The sequence below is a fragment of the Brevibacterium ravenspurgense genome, from assembly GCF_001584615.1.
GTDB classification, from domain to species: Bacteria; Actinomycetota; Actinomycetes; order Actinomycetales; family Brevibacteriaceae; genus Brevibacterium; species Brevibacterium ravenspurgense.
In genome coordinates this window covers 327,364-344,059 of record NZ_LQQC01000010.1, presented here as the reverse complement: position 1 = coordinate 344,059, position 16,696 = coordinate 327,364, and the positions used below count along the sequence as shown (strand labels likewise).

Genomic DNA, 16,696 nt, shown 5'->3' with positions numbered 1-16,696 from the left:
GCTGACACTCTACACCCTGGTAAGACGATTGCAAAATCGACTGTGCGTCACCGGTTGCGCCGTGTATTCACGCGCCCAACGGGGTGATTTTGGAGATCACGTGAGGCGCCCCATCGGACTTGCGGGTGACAGCCGTTGTAACGCTTTCTCCAGCCCGCTGCAGGCTGAAATCAACCGTGCTTGGCAGCAGAAGAGGCTTGGCGAACTGAATCTCCCACACATATGTTTCACTTGCGACATCAGTCGCATTGAGCGCACGCGCGGCCGTGTACATTCCGTGGGCAATGCGCCGCGGGAAGCCGAAGGCCTTTGCGGCAACACCGCTGAGATGAATCGGGTTGCGGTCCCCTGACACCGCGGCATAGCTGCGGCCGATAGCAGGATCGAGCTTCCACTGAGCTGTCGGCAGGCTGTCCGCCTGCCATTCAATCCGCGGAATCGCTTCGCCTTCATCAGCATCGATCAGTTCCGCACCCTTAGCCAGATAAACCGAGGTTTCTTCGAAAACCGGGGCTCCACCTCGGCGGCCCGTGACCCTGATGTCCACAACGGCACCCTTGGGGTGCCGGCGGGGAGCGGAAACGGATGTCTCCACGGTCAGTTCGTCACCCACCCACACGGGTGCGAGAAGCTCAAAGCGGTTATAGACGTGGACCATGCCGAGCACCGGCAGAGGAAACTGGCTGTCAGCCATGAGCTCAAGTGAGGGCAGGAACCCAAGCGTGTGCAGATAGGCGGGGCTGACGCTGTTGCCAACGGGCCCGGACGTGACGCGCTGGAAACGAGCCCACGCGGCAGGGTCGATGCGATGTTCCTCGGTCACTGTTCGCGCGGGTGCGGCTGCTTTCTGCGGCCCTCGACGCAATGCAGTCAGAGCGGCCTTCGCGTAGGTTGAAGCGCTCATCACGCACCGACCATGTTCTGTCCGCAAACGCGCAGCGTCTGCCCGTTGATGCCGCCGGCAGCTGGGCTTGCAAGGAATGCAATGGCCTCAGCGACATCGACGGGAAGGCCGCCCTGCTGCAGGCTGGACAGGCGCCTGGCCACCTGGCGGGTGAGAAACGGCATCGCCGCGGTCATATCGGTTTCAATAAAGCCCGGCGCCACCGCGTTGATGCTTCCGCCGCGAGCGGCGAAGTCTTCCGCGCACGCCGCGGCAATGCCGATGACACCAGCCTTGGACGCAGAGTAGTTCGTCTGACCGCGGTTGCCGGCAATTCCCGATGTCGAGGCGAGGCTCACCACGTGTGGTTCGCTCCCCCACGCATCGGCCAGCTGGGAGTTGATCCGCAATTGGGATTCAAGGTTGACCGCAAGAACCGAATCCCACTGCTGCTGATTCATATTCGCCAGCAGCTTGTCGCGGGTGATGCCGGCGTTGTGCACGAGGATGTCCACGGGAGCGCCAACAGCCTCAGCAAGGCGCACACCGGCGTCTTCAGCAGTGACATCGAGTGCGCAGGCGCGCCCGCCGATCGAGTTCATGGTTTTTGCGAGAGCATCGCCGGCCGGCGGGACGTCAACGCCGACGACGTCGGCACCGTCGCGGGCGAGGGTCTTCGCAATCGCTGCGCCAATGCCCCGGGCGGCACCCGTAACGACAGCCGTCTTCCCTGCCAGGGGGCCGGCCTGCCCGGTGGCAGCGAACTGTTCGGCGTCAATCGACGTACCGGCTGTCGAGTTCACGCGCAGGAACTGACCGGACACATAGGCCGACTTCGACGACAGGAGGAACCACAGGGCGCCCCGGACGCTCGGGGCATCGAGGCCCACGCCTTCCAGCTGAATGCCGTTTGTCGTTGAACCGCGCAGCATTTCGTGTGCCAGCGAACGCGTGATGCCCTCGACGGCCTGGCGTGCAGAGTTGAGCTCTGCAGATGCGCTGGTGTCAGGGGCGTGCGCAATCGTGATGATCCGGGCGCATGCGGCCAGCCGCTTCAGAGCAGAGCCAATTTCCAGCGTGATCTCTGCGAGGTCTGCTGGTGTTTCGATCTGCGTGTAGTCGGCGACGATTCCGCCGTAGCGGTAGGCCGGATCAAAGCTTCGATGCACGAGGAAGCCGTTGTCTTCCAGCAGCTGTGCCAGCGTGTCTGCTGCACGGCCGGCGCCCACCAGAAGAATCGGTTCTTTCAGATAGGCCGCGCCAGAATCGAAGCGACGCAGCTTCACGGGCGATGGCAGGCCGAGCTTCTTGACGATCCCGGCCAGCGGGCCATTTGCGATTTCGATGTACTTATCAGCCATGTCATGCCTCCACGATTGCTGCGAGTCCCTGACCGCCGGCCGCGCAGATGGAGATGAGTGCGCGCTTACCGCCGATTTCCTTCAGGTGTTTGGCCGCCGAAGCGACGATCCGTCCACCGGTTGCCGCGAACGGATGTCCGGCGGCCAGCGACGATCCGTTCGGGTTGATCTTGCTGCGCTCAATCACACCGAGTGGCGATTCCAAACCCAGGCGTTCGCGGCAGAACTCTTCAGATTCCCACGCGGCCAGGTGACACAGAACGGTCGACGCGAACGCCTCGTGGATCTCAAAGAAGTCGAAATCAGCGAAGGTCAGCCCGTTGCGGTCCAGCAGGCGCGGAACTGCGTAGGCGGGTGCCATGAGCATGCCCTCGTTGCCGGTGACGAAGTCGACTGCCGCGACCTCGGCGTCCTTGAGGTAGGCAAGCGGCTCGAAGCCGTGTGCCTGAGCCCAGTCCGGGCTTGCCAGAAGAACCGTCGATGCGCCGTCGGTCAGCGGTGTCGAGTTGCCGGCGGTCATGGTTGCCGGAGTGTCGAGGCTGTGCCCGAAGACCGTGCCGAGTTTTGCCAGCGCTTCCGGGGTCGAGTCTGGGCGCAGGTTGCCATCGCGGGTGAGCCCCAAGTACGGGGTGACGAGGTCGTCGAAGAAACCGCGTTCCCATGCCGCGGCGAGGTTCTGGTGCGAGGCGGCTGCGAGGATGTCCTGGTCTTCGCGGCTGATGCCCCACGCGGCGGTTGTGCGGGCCTGGTGTTCACCCATCGACAGTCCGGTGCGCGGTTCGGTGTTGCTCGGTGGCGCGGGGGCGAGGTCGGCAGGGCGAATGCTCGCCAGCGCTTTGAGGCGGGCGGGCAGGGTGCGTGCCCGGGAAGCCTCGAGCAGTGCCCTGCGCAGGCCCTCGCTGACTGCGATCGGAGCGTCCGAGGCGGAGTCAACTCCTGATGCGATGCCGGCTTCGATCTGGCCCACCTTGATCTTCTGGGCGATCGAGACGACGGATTCGAGGCCCGTGGCGCAGGCCTGCCCCAGGTCAAAAGCGGGAGTCTGAGGTGCGAGAGCTGAGCCGAGCACCGCCTCGCGTGTGATGTTGAGATCACGTGAGTGGCGAAGAACGGCTCCACCGGCAACAGCCCCAAGGGTCTGTCCTGCAAGGCCGAAGCGGGCGCTGAGACCGTCGATGGCTGATGTGAGCATGTCCTGCACGGAAGCTTCGGCGTACTCACGGTTGGCGCGGGCGAAAGGAATGCGGTTGCCGCCGAGAATTGCGGCCGGAGTCTGTGACACGGGAACCTCCTGAAGAGTTATCTGATACGAACAGTACTTGATACTGTGGCGGTATGGAACCGCAGAGACGCGACGGCCGCGCAGCACGATGGGACGCTCACCGCGCCCGCAGGCGTGCTGACCTGCTTCGATCGGCGCGCAAAGCGGTCGATGCCCACGGCGATCTTTCAATGGACGACATCGCCGCCCAGATCGGGACGTCAAAAACTGTTCTCTACCGCTACTTCGGTGATCGCACCGGCCTGCGTCGCGCTATGGGCGAATGGGCTCTGGGCCGCATAGAGCGCAGCCTCGACACCGGCGGGCAGGGCAGCCCGCAAGGCGAACTGCGCGACATGGTCTTTGCGTTCGCCCAGTTCGCAGCCGGATCCCCCAATGTCTACCGCTTCTGCGATATAGCGGTAAGCCCTGACAGCCCTTTTATGAAGGGCATTGCAGAGCTCATCGCCTCCCGGCTGCGTTTGGCCGGACCTGATGGACTGGCATGGTCCTACGGCGCGCTCGGGTTCATCCACTCCGCCACCCAGCACTGGCTAGCCCAGGCCCCCGCACAGCCCGCTGCTGACCTGCCGGCTGACAGCCTTCCCTCCCACGATCATCTTGCCGCCACGCTGACCGACTGGCTGTACGCATCAGCCCGCACCCTTCCAGGAGAATCATGAGAAGCAAAGACCGCCTGACACTCGACGTTGAAGTCCTCTCAGCCCTGCTGGATGGGACACGTGCAGAATCTCGCGCCGCCGGCCGTGCATTCGCAGGAGGCGACGGCCTTCTGCTCGAAGACAGCTGGACGCTGGAGGAAAAGCGCGAAGCAACGCGCGAAAGCCTGCAGAAGCTGGTTGAAACGGGCATCGCGCGCACTCCCCTGCCCGAGCGACTCGGCGGCGAGAACCAGCACGACCAGCACATCACAATGTTCGAAGAGATCGTCACGGTCAGTCCTTCCCTACAGATCAAAGCGGGCGTGCAGATCGGACTGTTCGCCGGCGCCATTCAGCACCTGGGCAATGAAGAACAGCACGATGCCTGGCTGCTCGACGCAATAGAAGGCCGCCTTCTGGGCTCTTTCGCGATGACGGAAATCGGCCACGGCTCCGACGTCGCGGCGGTCGCCACAACCGCCGAGTACGACCCTGAAACACAGGAATTCGTCATCAACACCCCCTTCCGTGCGGCCTACAAGGAATACATCGGCAACGCGGCCTGCCACGCACAGGCAGCAGTCGTGTTCGCCCGCCTCATCACCGCCGGGGTTGATCACGGCGTACACGCACTGTTCGTACCCGTACGCGATGAATCCGGCAACCCCTTGCCGGGCATCTCGATCGAAGACGACGGATACAAGGGCGGACTTCCCGGTGTCGACAACGGCCGCTTTGCCTTCGACCACGTGCGCGTCCCCCGCACCAACCTCCTGGACCGCTACGGAAGCGTCTCAGAAGACGGCGAGTACTCTTCGCCCATCGAATCCCCCGGCCGGCGCTTCTTCACAATGCTCGGCACCCTGGTGCAGGGCCGTGTCTCCCTTGTCGGAGCATCCAACACGGCGGCGAAACTGGCCGCTGACATCGCAGTGCGCTACGCACGCGCCAGGCGCCAATTCCAATCACCAGACGCCGCGGAAGAATCCACACTGCTTTCCTACCGCCGTCATCAGCGCCGACTCATGCCGAAGCTCGCACAGATCTGGGCCAACCAAGCCGCATACGAGCGCCTTCTGGACCAATTCGACGCGGTGTTCTCCGGACGGGACGACACCGAAGAAGCCCGAGCGGAACTCGAAACGCTGGCCGCCGGACTGAAGGCCACAACCACCTGGGAAGCCCTCGACATCATCCAGGAAGCACGCGAAGCCTGCGGTGGTGCTGGCTTCATGGCCGAAAACCGGCTCGTGGGGCTGCGCCACGACCTCGACGTGTACGCCACCTTCGAAGGTGACAACACGGTCCTGCTGCAGCTGGTCGGCAAGCGCCTCCTGACGGACTACGCGAGCGAAATGCGCGACCTCGACGTCGGCGGCATTGCCCGCTACGTCGGCAGCTACGCCGCTGAGCGCACTCTCTTCCGCTCCGGCATTGCCAATGTCAGCTCGACCATCGGGGACCTCTTCACCCCGGCAATGAACGAAAAGCGCATCCGGTCCGGCCGCCTGCAAGAAGCTCTTCTGGCATCCCGAGCAGAGGTGACGCTGACTGAACTGGCAGCGAACCTCCGACCGGCGAACAAGATGAGCTCGACCGACGCCGCCGAACTCTTCAACGACCACCAGAACGACCTCATCGAAACCGCACGCGCATTCATTGAGCTGCACAAGTGGCGCGCACTCAATGACCTCATGCACTCCGTCGATCCGAAGGACAACCCGGCAGAAGCGAAGTTCCTGCGCCGCATTCGCGACCTCTACGGCCTCGAGCTGATCAGCGCTCACGCCGGATGGCACATTGCCAACGGACGTCTGTCCATGAACCGTGCCCGCCAGATCGAGCCGACCATCAACCGTCTGGTGCGCAAACTCGCCGCCAACGCCGGTGATGCTGTTGCCGCGTTCGGCTATGGCCCCGAACACCGTCGCTGCCCGATTGCCGACGGTGCCGAAGAACAGCGCCAGCAGGAAACACGGGACTACTACGCCGAGCTCAAGCGCAGCGGAAACATGCCGCAGGATGAAAAGGACATCTATCGTCGCAAACAGCAGCGAGAAGCGCAGCTGAAAGAAAAATCAGCAGAGCGCTGAGCTGCGGCAAGGCGTCTGACAGCGTCCACCGCTGCCGTTAATGTCGTATGCATCGTACTGACGGCCGGTTTGGAAGCGAATCGAGGAGAACAATGGCCACCGAGCACACCAGCAGCCGACAGACCCGCAGAATCAAACCGTGGGCGTGGGGTGTTGGTGCGCTCGGGCTTGTCGCAGTGCTCGTGATCATCGTTGTTGCCATAACGGCAACGGGAAAGCTGCAGGCCGAGACGACGGGAAACGACTGTTCGGGCCTTTCGGATGATCAGGCCAGTCCCAGCGCTGCACCGAACACCACGTGGGAGTCGTATGGCGATTCACCTTTCACGCTTCCTACGTCAGACGAATTCGGACCGCTCGACCACGACGGCGCAATGCCAAGGTGCTTCGCCCATTCCCCGACAGGTGCTGCCTACGCAGCAGCCAACCTCGCAGCCGCATTTTCCATCGGCAAGGAAATAGAGGCCGCAGCGGATTCACCCGAAGCGAAGAAGCAGCTCGAAGCCGAAAAGCTGCAGGGCGAAAACGGCATATTCATGCAGCCCGAGGGGTTTCGGATTGAAAGCTACACAGAAGCTGGCGCGGAAGTGACTCTCTACGCGACGAAAGACACCACCAAGGGTGCATTCACCTACCGGCTCGTCTGGGATGACGACGCCGGCGACTGGCGTCTCGATATGACAGCGCCTCCGCAGTACGATCCGGACCCTCAGGCCTCAGACTTCGTCATGTGGAAGTGAACCGGCCCTCAACCCCTCGCTGGTGAAGCCGAAAAGGCTGCTCCGCCTCGTCAGCTGAGGAACTGCGACACGTACGCACCGACCGCGCGAGCTTCCGTGAGGAAGCCGTCGTGGCCCACGTCCGTGGGAATCTCGGCGTACTCAACCTGCCCCGGCAGGTTGTCGGCGATGAGCTTCACCTGCTTCGGCGGGTACAGCCGGTCTGTCGACAGCGACAGAACCAATGCCGGACCCGTGTAGCGCGCAAGGGCCTCATTGAGCGTGTCAGCACGACCGCGGCGCACATCGTGGTCGCGCAGCGCTTCCGTCAGAAGAATGTACGCCTGAGCATCAAAACGACCCACGAGCTTGTCCCCGTGGTAGTCCAAATAGGACTGCACGGCGTAATAGGGGTCGTCAGACATGTGCTGGAGATTCCGACCGAAACGCGAGTTGAGCTCCGCGTCGCTGCGGTAGGTCAGGTGGGCAATCTGGCGGGCCAAGCCCAGACCCCTTTCAGGCACCGAGCCCAGCGCAGCGTAGTCACCGCCTGCGTAGTCAGGATCCATAGTGATGGCGGCGACCTGCGCGTGAGCCCAGGCGATCTGGTCGGCCTCCGAATAGGCGGGCGCGGCAAGAACCGTCAGCCGCTGCACCCGCTCCGGCGCTTCGAGCGCCAGTTCCAGAGCACGTGCTCCGCCCATCGAACCGCCGATCGCGGCGTACAGGTGATCAATGCCCAAGTGGTCCAGCAGGAGAAGCTCCAAACGCGCCATGTCGCGGATGCTGACCCGCGGGAACCGTCCGCCGTAGGGCAGGCCGTCAGGTGCTGTTGACAGCGGACCCGTAGTGCCGGTGCATCCGCCGAGAGCGTTGGTGCAGATGACGAAGAAGCGGTCAGTGTCAATAGGTCGCCCCGGGCCGACGAGTTCCTCCCACCACCCGGGCGCGGCGCCGGCCGCACGGGAATCCGTGCGGCCGGACGTCACGTGGGAGTCACCGGTGAGAGCATGTTCGACAATCACCGCATTCGACTTTTCAGCGTTGAGCGTGCCGAATGTTTCGTATGCGAGGCTGATGTGATCGAGAACCCCGGATTCAAGGGTGAAGCCGTCGATCTCAAGAACTCTGTTCACACTGGTGACTGTCATCGTGGATCAGCCGCGGGCTGCGGCAAAGCCCTTCTCGAGGTCGGCGATGATGTCGTCAATGCCCTCAATGCCCACCGACAGGCGAACGAATGCGGGGTTGACGCCCGCTGCGAGCTGCTCTTCTTCACTCAGCTGCGAGTGGGTAGTCGAAGCCGGGTGGATGACCAGCGAGCGGACATCGCCGATATTGGCCACGTGGCTGTGCAGTTCGAGTGCCTCAACGAACTTCACCGCTGCGTCATAGCCGCCGCCGATGTTGAAGCCAAGAACCGCGCCGACACCCTTGGGCAGGTATTTCTTGCCCAGTTCGTGCCACGGCGAGGACTCCAGTCCCGCGTAGGACACCGATTCGACGTCATCACGCTCTTCGAGCCACTGGGCGACACGCGTGGCGTTCTCTACGTGACGCTCCATGCGCAAAGACAGGGTTTCAATACCCTGCTGCAGGAGGAACGCGTTGAACGGCGACGCTGAAGTGCCGAGGTCGCGCAGCAGTTGGACGCGGATCTTCAGGCCATAGGACACGTTCGCGCCGAATGGCGAGTCAGCCCCGAGGTCACGGGCGAACACCAAACCGTTGTAGGAGTCGTCCGGTTCGTTGAAGCCGGGGAACTTCTCTGGGTTCTTGCCGTAGTCGAAGTTGCCGGAGTCGACGATGACACCGGCGATCGAGGTGCCGTGTCCGCCGAGGAACTTGGTTGCCGAGTGGACGACAACGTCAGCACCGTGCTCGATGGGGCGCAGCAGGTACGGGGTGGCAAGGGTGTTGTCGACAATGAGCGGCACACCGGCTTCGTGTGCGACATCGGAAACGGCGCGGATGTCGAGCACGTCCGAACGAGGATTAGAGATTGTTTCGCCGAAGAAGGCCTTGGTGTTGGGCTTCACGGCACGCTTCCACGCGTCGATGTCGCTGGGGTCGTCAACGAAGGTCGTTTCGATGCCGAGCTTGCGCAGGGTCACATTGAGCAGGTTGTAGGTGCCGCCGTAGAGGCTGGGGCTGGACACGATGTGGTCACCGGCCTCGACGATGTTGATCAGCGACAGGAACTCTGCCGACTGACCCGAGGACACGAGAACCGCGTGGACGCCGCCTTCGAGGCTCGCGATCCGGTTTTCAACCGCTTCGGTCGTCGGGTTGGTCAGGCGGGTGTAAATGGGGCCCAGCTCTGCAAGGGCAAAGCGGTTTGCAGCGGTCTTCGTGGAGTCGAAGACGAACGAGGTGGTCTGGTAGATGGGCAGCGCACGTGCGCCGGTTTCGCTGTCCACTACCTGGCCGGCGTGGATCTGACGGGTTTCAAAAGCCTGTTCAGTCAAGGGAATCTCCTAAGTCTTTTCCCGGATCTGGTGTGGTCTGGGATGCTGATGCTCACGCTAGGTTCGGCTTCTGGCCCGCGGCCGCGGTCTCGTCATGTCTGCGTCACGGCTCGTCACATTCGGTCATAGAGTCGTCTGTTCGCGTCATGAACCTGTCCTGCTCGACCCAAAAGGACCGGTTTCTGCCCAAAGCTGCGGCTCTACTGGAAGTCGCGGGAGCGGATGGGGACGTCGACTTCCAGCGGCACGATGCTGTGGGCGTAGAGGCTGATGACGCTTCCCGCACGCTGGATGAGCCCCGTGACGGCAATTGCGCTGCGGGTCAGCGCGTGGGGTGAAAAACGGCGGATGAGCCCGCGGGTGCACACGATGTTGAGCATGCCGAATTCGTCTTCCAGGTTGATAAAGGTGATGCCCTGGGACGTACTCGGCCGCTGACGGTGCGTCACAATTCCGGCAACGGTCACGCGCTGGCCCTGGGCGGCACGCTGCACGTCCGCCGTCGACCAGCAGCCGCGAGCAGCAAGCTGCGCGCGCAGGTGCTCCGTCGGATAGCCCTCGACCGTGATTCCGGTAGAGAACAGCTGCGCGAGCGTGACATCGAAGTCGTCCATAGCCGGCAGCGTGGGAGGCTGTGCAGCCGGTGCGGTCCCCGGCAGCGTCTGCGGTCCCGCCCGTCCCAAAGCACCGGCCGTCCACAGTGCCTGCCGGCGATCCACCTCGAAACAGTCAAAAGCCCCGGCCGTGGCAAGAGCCTCAAGGACCCGCACCCCCACCCCGGTGCGTTCGGCGACATCGACGATCGAGGTGTACTCCCCCACCTGCCGTTCCCGCTCTAGGGCAGAAGCAGCATCGGCAACGCCTTTGACCTCATCCAGTCCCAAGCGGATGGCGAACCCGCCGGAAGACTCAGCATCCGCCTCGAGATCCGTGCGTGCAGCGGAAAGATTGATGTGCACCGGGCGGATGGCAATGCCGTGGCGCCGGGCGTCGGAAATGAGCGACTGCGACGAATAGAAGCCCATCGGCTGACTGCGCAGAAGCCCAGCTGTGAAGGCCGCGTGGTGGCGGTATTTGAACCACGCGGACTCATAGACCAGGCCGGCAAAGGACAGAGCGTGGGATTCGGGAAAGCCGTAGTTGGCAAACGCTGCGATCTTGTCGAAGATGACCTGCGCTGTCTGTTCGTCAATCCCTCGCTGTCTGCACCCTGTGTGGAAGCGCTGCTGAAGTTCGCGCATCTTCCGCTGACTGCGGGAAGCACCCATGGCGCGGCGCAGCTCATCGGCATCCGTTCCCGAAAAACCCGCAACATCGATTGCCAGCTGCATGAGCTGTTCCTGAAACAGCGGAACGCCGAGCGTCTTTTCCAGTGCCCGCCGCGTGCTGGGGTGAATGTAGTCAACGTCCTCCAGACCCTGCCGGCGGCGAATATACGGGTGGACGGATCCACCCTGGATGGGGCCGGGGCGGATGAGCGCCACCTGTACCGCGAGGTCATAGAAGTTGCGGGGTTTGAGTCTGGGGAGTGTGGCCAGCTGAGCGCGTGACTCCACTTGGAACACGCCCAGGGCATCGGCCCGGCACAGCATGTCGTAGACCCCGTCCTCCTGGGGTATCTGTGCCCTGTCGATGCGTGTTCCCGTGTGCTGCTGAACGAGGTCGACCATTTCGTGCAGGGCACCGAGCATGCCGAGTCCCAGAAGATCGAACTTCACTAAGTCCATTGCCGCGCAGTCGTCTTTGTCCCACTGCAGGACGGTGCGGCCGGGCATAGAAGCCTGTTCGATGGGCACGACTTCGCCCAGTGGGCGGTCGGCAAGCACCATGCCGCCGGAGTGGATCCCCAGGTGACGCGGTGTGCCCAGCAGACCCTCCGCAAGCTGGAGCACTTGGGGCGGAGCCGGGGATTCGTCTGCGGGAGGCAGGGTTCGCCAGCGGCTGACGCCCTTCGTGAAGGCGTCCTGCTGGCCGGGACTGTAGCCCAGGGCGTGTGCGGCATCGCGAATGGCTGAGCGGGGCCTGTAGGTGATGTAGTTGGCCACCTGTGCGGCACGGTCGCGCCCGTATGTGCGGTAGGTGTACTGGATGACCTCTTCGCGGCGACTGGATTCGATGTCGAGGTCGATGTCCGGGTAGCCCGCACGCTCGGGGCTGAGGAAGCGGTCGAACAGCAGCTGGAACTGGACGGCGTCGACGGCGGTTACGCCGAGGACAAAGCACACCGCCGAGTTCGCCGCTGACCCTCTCCCCTGGCAGAAGATGTTGTTCTCACGGCAGAATCGCGCAATGTCTTCGACTATGAGGAAGTAGCCGGCCAGTCCCATGGAATCGATGACGTCGAGTTCACTGTGGATCTGCTCCCACGCCCGAGGTGCCTGTTCCGGATTGCCGTATCGTTGCCGGGCTCCTTGAATCACCAGGTCGCGCAGGTGCTCGGTGTCTGTTCTCCCAGCTGGTACGGGTGGGCTGGGCAGTCCGGCGCGTGCTGCGCGCAGCTCGAACGCGCATTCCTCGCCGATGGCTGCAGCAGTCGTGACCGGGCCGTGGCCGAAGCGCGCCAGCATTTCGGCGGGTGTGTGAATCCTGGCCGAGGCTGTTGGAGGCAGCCACCCGGCCAGTTCAGACAGCGGCAGGCGCGAGCGGATGGAGGCCCGCACCTGCGCATCGTGGAATCTTGTGCGGTCGGCGTAGTGCACTGCGTTTGTTGCCGCAGCGGGCAGACGAAACTGGGCGGCGAGCTCCTGCAGGTGGGCTATGCGCGCATCGTCGCCCGGCAGTCCGAAGCGAGTGAGCTCGACGACGACCCGATCGCGGCCGAACAGGTCAACAAGCCGTCGCAGCGCCGCAGCTCCCCCGTCGGGATCATTGAGTGCCCGCCCCAAATGCCCTTTGCGGCAGCCGGTGAGGATCTTCCAGTCGGCCTCAAGAGCGGCGAGTTCTTCGAGTTCGAACACCGGCCGGTTCTTTTCGCCGCGCATATTGGCTCGGGTGATCGCCGCTGAGAGCTGACGGTACCCCTCCACTCCGACGGCGAGCACCTGCAGGTGGTGAGCCTCCGGGTCGATCTGACCGGGAATCTTTTCCTGCAGTCCGAGCGACAGTTCCGCACCGAACACCGTGGGGACATCGTGTTCGCGGGCGGCCTGAGCGAACTGCACGGCACCGCCGAGACTGTTGTGGTCTGTCAGCGCCATTGCGCTCAGTCCCACCCGGGATGCTTCAGCTATCAGTTCGTCTGGCTGCGATGCTCCGTCGAGGAAGCTGTAGACCGAATGCGCGTGCAGTTCGGCATAGCGGACGGAGTGTGGAGCCGTGCGCACTGCCGGTGCGGCCTGGGCCTGAGCGGGCTCCGCTGACGAGGCGGCGGGCCAGCCGGCGCCGACGGGGCGGCTGGCCGCGGGGTCGGGCTTTGTGGCTGATAGGCGGCGTTCGAGTTCTGACCACGGTGTGCGGGGGTTGAAGCCGCTCATTCGTACCTGCCGGCTATTGACCACTGGCCGTTTTCCTTTTTCAGCAGCAGGGCGCGGTCGTCGTCGGTCAGCACCTGCAGACGCACCCGGTACTGTCCCGGTGGGTCCCACCATTCGGCTTCGACCGGCCACGCCGATGAGTAGGCGATGACACGACTGTGCTCCCCGCCCGGCCACACAATCCTGTCCGGTGGACTGTCCAGCCCCGAGGGTCTGGCCACGACAGTGCTGCCGTGGGCGTCAAGAAGGTCGATGTCAGCTGTGTCGACGAGGGTCGGCTGGGGTGCCGGGAGAGCACCGGGCCAGGGTGCCCGGCTGTCCCTGAGCGGCCGAGGTGTCTGCTGCCACGGGGTCCACAGGTTCGTTTCGCTGGGCTCACGGCCGCCTTGCACGTGCGGTACGCGTACAGCGTCGGGGCCGAAGAGGCCCTGTAGACGCTCGAGTGTGCGGCTGACGTCCCCTGAACGCGTGCTGAAGAGGTCCGCGGTGTTTTCCAGCGGTCGGACGAGTTCAGCCGCTGTGAGTTCGATGAGGCTGATGCCGTCATCTGTTCCGTCACCCGTATCAGGTGGGCTGGCAGCCGTCGAGGCCTGCGGTTCTGCGCTCCCGCCTCGTGTGGCCAGCCAGCCGTCAGCCTGCCAGCGGACACGGTCGGCGATGTGCGATTCGTCCATGTCCGGCAGTCGCCACGTGCGCTGTTCGGCCTCTGCGCCGGAAGCATGGAGGACGACTGTCACCTGCGTGCACACCAGCCCGGTGCTGCGAACACGACGGAAGAGGTCTGCGGCAGCACTGCGCGCGTAGAAGGACAGTGCGTCGGTTCGGCCCGTGGGCGGTTCAATGGGACAGGAGACGGTCACATCGGCTGTCCGAAGGTGCGTGGCTGGAAGAGATTCGGTCAGTCCCGCCGCCAACAGCCTGGCTGTCTGACCGACAGAGCCGAAGCGCGTGTAGACGCTGTCAGCTGACAGTGCTGCGAGATCGCCCAGAGTTCCAAGTCCCAGACGGCCCAGCTGCTGTGTGAAGTCCGCGTAGCGCTCCGGGTGGGCTTCTGCCAGTGTGCTGACCGGCAGCGGTGCGAGGAACTCTGCTGTTTGCCCTGGTTCAACGCGGTGTGAGCGATGTGCTGCAAGAACTGCTGCAAACGGTGAATCGGCAATGCCTGCCAGCACTTCCCAGCCGGTGGCGTCGGTCAGCGCCGTCAGCAGCTCTTCTGCAGCGGTGTCTTCCGTGTGGGTGCGGGCGAAAGAGCTGACGGGAACGCCGATGGTGCCTGGTCGAAGCAGGGTGAAGCGAGCCATGCGGTCTTCGAGGATTCCCACGCTGCGGGCAAAAAGCCGCTGTTCGGTGTCTTCGCTGTAGTTGAGTACGGCAGCCTGCGGGCAGCGGTGGCCGACTGCTCGTCGGTTCAGCCCCACGGCAATACCCGCGGCCCTGGCCTGTGCGTCTGCGCTGATGACCCGCCCGGCGTGCAGAACAACCGCTGGGGTGCTCGGCGAAACACCGGCGGCTTCGGCATGGGCGACGGCGGTGAAGTCCGGTACGTGAAGCACGAGTGTGCGCAGTGTTCCGCCGGGCTCAGCCGGCTGCTTCTGGACCGCTGAGCCCGCGGTGCCGCTGCGGTGAGCATCAGACAAGGCGGATGCCCCTTTCCTCAGCGCGGCCGGATGCTCCGGGCAGCAGCAGGTGGACGCGTTCGCGACCGTGGTCGACCGTGACGGCGCATTCGCTCAGCGTTCCCGCGCCCTGGGCCAGGCCCGCCCACCGCGGAGCAGAGACAGACACCGTGCGGTCCGCGGTTCCCTTCGGCTGTCGGCTGCTGCCCACCACCAGGAGGCTCATGCTGCGTTCACGCACTTTCGCTCGCAGGCGCGCCTGTTCGGTGGGTGTGAGAGAAAAGCCCGGACGGACGATGATCGCGGAAAAGGACTCCACGAGAATCGACACTGCCCGCAGCCAGTCGCGAGCGTCGACCTCAACGCTGGCGAAGCGGCTGAGCGAAACCCCGTAGTCGGCAATCGCCTGCACAGCGGGCTCCCCCACCCCCACGGCGGCCGCCCAGTGGTCCTCCGCGCTCAGACGAGCCACGGCGGCCAGTGCCAGCGACAGAGCCTGCGGACCGACGATCTCAGTCACCTCGCCGCGCGGAAGCCCAGTAGGAAACACTGAGCGCAGAGCAGAGACCACGGGGAACGTGAGCTTAGCGTCCGCCAGGTCGCGAGCAGTGCTCACGCCCGGCAGACGACGAAGCTGCGCGAGTGCAGCGGGCACGGCGTGAACGGACATACCTCCAGTATCGAACGTGTGTTCTAATAGCGCAAATGGATTTTCGAATAGACTGGTGGCCCTATGAAGCTCAGCATCGTCTTCCACACTCCCGAAATCCCCGGCAATACGGGCAACGCCATCCGTCTGGCCGCTGTGACGGGAGCTCATCTTCACCTGGTGGAACCGCTGGGCTTCGATTTGTCTGACGCAAAGCTGCGCCGCGCAGGACTGGACTATCACGACCTCGCGCACGTTACGGTTCACCCGAATATCGACGACGCCTTCGAACAGCTGGCCGGCCGGCGCATCATTGCGTTCACAACCCACACCGACAAGCACTTCGGCAGCCTTGAGTACCGCGAAGACGACGTCCTGCTCTTCGGTCGCGAATCCACGGGCCTGCCGCAGAGCGTTGCCGACGACCCGCGGATTGACGAGCGCGTGCGCATCCCCATGCTGCCCAGTCGCCGCTCCCTCAACCTCGCCAACTCCGCATCCATCGCCGCCTACGAAGCCTGGCGCCAGCTGGGCTACCCCGGCGGCAGCTGAACGTCAGAAGGAGACAGACTATGACGCATCGACGCGCGCTGACAGTTGCCGGATCCGATGTTTCCGGTGGCGCCGGCATTGCCGCGGACCTCAAGATGTTCAACGAATACGGGGTCTTCGGCGCATCTGTCCTCACCTGCATCGTCACCTTCGATCCGGCGGAGGGCTTTGATCACACTATTGACTTCACCACGCCCGAAAGCGTGATCCGACAGTTCGATTCCACGCTCGGCATCCACCGTTTCCACGCCGTCAAATCAGGCATGCTCGGAAGTGTTGACACGGCACCCATGCTTGCCGAGCGCCTGCGCGACATTGACGCCCCGTACGTCTTCGATCCCGTGCTGACCTACAAGGGCACCGGCAAGGGTGTGATCGATCTGTCCCAGATGATGTTGGAGACCTACGTGCCCGCCGCCTCGGTCATGACGCCCAATCTGGACGAAGCGGCAAAGCTGGTTGGGGCCGACTCCCTTGACTCTGTTGAGGACATGACCGCCGCCGCCAAACAGCTGCACGCACTCGGCGCTGCAAGCGTCGTCGTCAAGGGCGGCGCCCGCTTCCCCGGATCCGACGCCGTCGATGTCTTCTACGACGGTTCGGAAGTCCACGTGCTGCGCTCGCGTAAGGTCAATGACGAACTCGTCAACGGCGCCGGATGCTCCTTTGCGTCCTCCATCGCTGCGGGCCTCGCGCTGGGGCACAAACCACTCGACGCGGTCGTCAGCGCCAAGGTGAAGGTTGCCCACGGGATTGCCCGCTCCATGCCCAATGCTATGGGCGTCAACTCGATGTTCCATCCGGCAGCCCGCGTCTGGCCGCACCCGGATGTCGCCGTCACCGTCAGCTGAAGCAGTCCCGCCCATCAGGTGAGATCCACCTCGCAGGCGGTGTTCGGCAAGCGCGCATTCCAGGGTTCGCGTCCGGAAAGCAGAAAGCCGCCGGTCCCACGCAGGGAT

13 protein-coding genes are annotated in these 16,696 nt (G+C 63.9%); 5 read left to right on the top strand and 8 right to left on the bottom strand.

Annotation, left to right across the window (positions count from 1 at the left end):
- Positions 1–67: 67 nt before the first annotated feature.
- Genes Bravens_RS06065 through Bravens_RS06055 form a run of 3 tightly spaced genes read right to left on the bottom strand, consistent with a single transcriptional unit; the run spans position 68 to position 3,526 of the window.
- Complete coding sequence (locus Bravens_RS06065) at positions 68–904, bottom strand: MaoC/PaaZ C-terminal domain-containing protein (RefSeq protein ID WP_062021361.1); 837 nt, start codon at positions 902–904, stop codon at positions 68–70.
- Positions 904–2,244 (bottom strand): 3-oxoacyl-ACP reductase, encoded by a 1,341-nt coding sequence (locus Bravens_RS06060; RefSeq protein ID WP_062021358.1) that lies wholly within the window; start codon positions 2,242–2,244, stop codon positions 904–906. The genes Bravens_RS06065 and Bravens_RS06060 overlap by 1 nt, the downstream gene beginning before the upstream one ends.
- Position 2,245: 1 nt before the next feature.
- A complete protein-coding gene (locus Bravens_RS06055; RefSeq protein WP_062021354.1) occupies positions 2,246–3,526 on the bottom strand; it encodes an acetyl-CoA C-acetyltransferase in 1,281 nt (426 codons plus the stop codon).
- Positions 3,527–3,579: 53 nt separating this feature from the next.
- Between Bravens_RS06055 and Bravens_RS06050 the strand changes: the two genes are divergently transcribed.
- The 3 genes from Bravens_RS06050 to Bravens_RS06040 all read left to right on the top strand — a co-directional run bounded on the left by Bravens_RS06050 (position 3,580) and on the right by Bravens_RS06040 (position 7,000).
- Entirely contained in the window at positions 3,580–4,188 is a 609-nt protein-coding gene (locus tag Bravens_RS06050; RefSeq protein WP_062021351.1) for a TetR/AcrR family transcriptional regulator, read from the top strand.
- Positions 4,185–6,260: an acyl-CoA dehydrogenase family protein gene (locus Bravens_RS06045; protein WP_062021348.1), complete on the top strand. Its 2,076-nt coding sequence runs from the start codon at positions 4,185–4,187 to the stop codon at positions 6,258–6,260. The genes Bravens_RS06050 and Bravens_RS06045 overlap by 4 nt, the downstream gene beginning before the upstream one ends.
- Before the next feature lie 92 nt (positions 6,261–6,352).
- The gene (locus Bravens_RS06040; RefSeq protein ID WP_062021345.1) at positions 6,353–7,000 is read left to right on the top strand and encodes a DUF8175 domain-containg protein; all 648 of its coding nucleotides are present in this window, start codon (positions 6,353–6,355) and stop codon (positions 6,998–7,000) included.
- A gap of 50 nt (positions 7,001–7,050) precedes the next feature.
- On the opposite strand, the gene metX is transcribed toward Bravens_RS06040, so the two are convergent.
- From metX to Bravens_RS06015, 5 genes are all read right to left on the bottom strand, one after another.
- On the bottom strand, positions 7,051–8,130 hold the full coding sequence (metX, locus tag Bravens_RS06035) for a homoserine O-acetyltransferase MetX (protein ID WP_062021341.1): 1,080 nt from the start codon (positions 8,128–8,130) through the stop codon (positions 7,051–7,053).
- Positions 8,131–8,136: 6 nt separating this feature from the next.
- Entirely contained in the window at positions 8,137–9,447 is a 1,311-nt protein-coding gene (locus Bravens_RS06030) for a bifunctional o-acetylhomoserine/o-acetylserine sulfhydrylase (protein WP_062021338.1), read from the bottom strand.
- 200 nt (positions 9,448–9,647) lie between these two features.
- Complete coding sequence (locus Bravens_RS06025; RefSeq protein ID WP_082791055.1) at positions 9,648–12,920, bottom strand: error-prone DNA polymerase; 3,273 nt, start codon at positions 12,918–12,920, stop codon at positions 9,648–9,650.
- Positions 12,917–14,557 (bottom strand): Y-family DNA polymerase, encoded by a 1,641-nt coding sequence (locus tag Bravens_RS06020; RefSeq protein WP_082791054.1) that lies wholly within the window; start codon positions 14,555–14,557, stop codon positions 12,917–12,919. The genes Bravens_RS06025 and Bravens_RS06020 overlap by 4 nt, the downstream gene beginning before the upstream one ends.
- Positions 14,550–15,206, bottom strand: a complete 657-nt coding sequence (locus Bravens_RS06015) for a hypothetical protein (RefSeq protein ID WP_062021335.1) — start codon at positions 15,204–15,206, stop codon at positions 14,550–14,552. Before Bravens_RS06015 ends, Bravens_RS06020 begins: the two co-directional genes overlap by 8 nt.
- 63 nt (positions 15,207–15,269) lie before the next feature.
- Here Bravens_RS06015 and Bravens_RS06010 point away from each other — a divergent pair, with 63 nt between their 5' ends.
- Positions 15,270–15,737 carry a tRNA (cytidine(34)-2'-O)-methyltransferase gene (locus Bravens_RS06010; RefSeq protein ID WP_061942883.1) on the top strand — a complete coding sequence of 156 codons (468 nt, stop codon included), beginning with the start codon at positions 15,270–15,272 and terminating at the stop codon, positions 15,735–15,737.
- Between the two features lie 20 nt (positions 15,738–15,757).
- Positions 15,758–16,588 (top strand): bifunctional hydroxymethylpyrimidine kinase/phosphomethylpyrimidine kinase, encoded by an 831-nt coding sequence (gene thiD / locus Bravens_RS06005; protein WP_062021332.1) that lies wholly within the window; start codon positions 15,758–15,760, stop codon positions 16,586–16,588.
- Positions 16,589–16,696 lie beyond the last annotated feature (108 nt).

Bases quoted from the DNA above. Each gene is read 5' to 3' on its own strand.
- Bravens_RS06065 (WP_062021361.1), bottom strand. From the start codon at position 904: ATGAGCGCTTCAACCTACGCGAAGGCCGCTCTGACTGCATTGCGTCGA.
- Bravens_RS06060 (WP_062021358.1), bottom strand. From the start codon at position 2,244: ATGGCTGATAAGTACATCGAAATCGCAAATGGCCCGCTGGCCGGGATC.
- Bravens_RS06050 (WP_062021351.1), top strand. From the start codon at position 3,580: ATGGAACCGCAGAGACGCGACGGCCGCGCAGCACGATGGGACGCTCAC.
- Bravens_RS06045 (WP_062021348.1), top strand. From the start codon at position 4,185: ATGAGAAGCAAAGACCGCCTGACACTCGACGTTGAAGTCCTCTCAGCC.
- Bravens_RS06040 (WP_062021345.1), top strand. From the start codon at position 6,353: ATGGCCACCGAGCACACCAGCAGCCGACAGACCCGCAGAATCAAACCG.
- metX (WP_062021341.1), bottom strand. From the start codon at position 8,130: ATGACAGTCACCAGTGTGAACAGAGTTCTTGAGATCGACGGCTTCACC.
- Bravens_RS06025 (WP_082791055.1), bottom strand. From the start codon at position 12,920: ATGAGCGGCTTCAACCCCCGCACACCGTGGTCAGAACTCGAACGCCGC.
- Bravens_RS06015 (WP_062021335.1), bottom strand. From the start codon at position 15,206: ATGTCCGTTCACGCCGTGCCCGCTGCACTCGCGCAGCTTCGTCGTCTG.
- Bravens_RS06010 (WP_061942883.1), top strand. From the start codon at position 15,270: ATGAAGCTCAGCATCGTCTTCCACACTCCCGAAATCCCCGGCAATACG.
- thiD (WP_062021332.1), top strand. From the start codon at position 15,758: ATGACGCATCGACGCGCGCTGACAGTTGCCGGATCCGATGTTTCCGGT.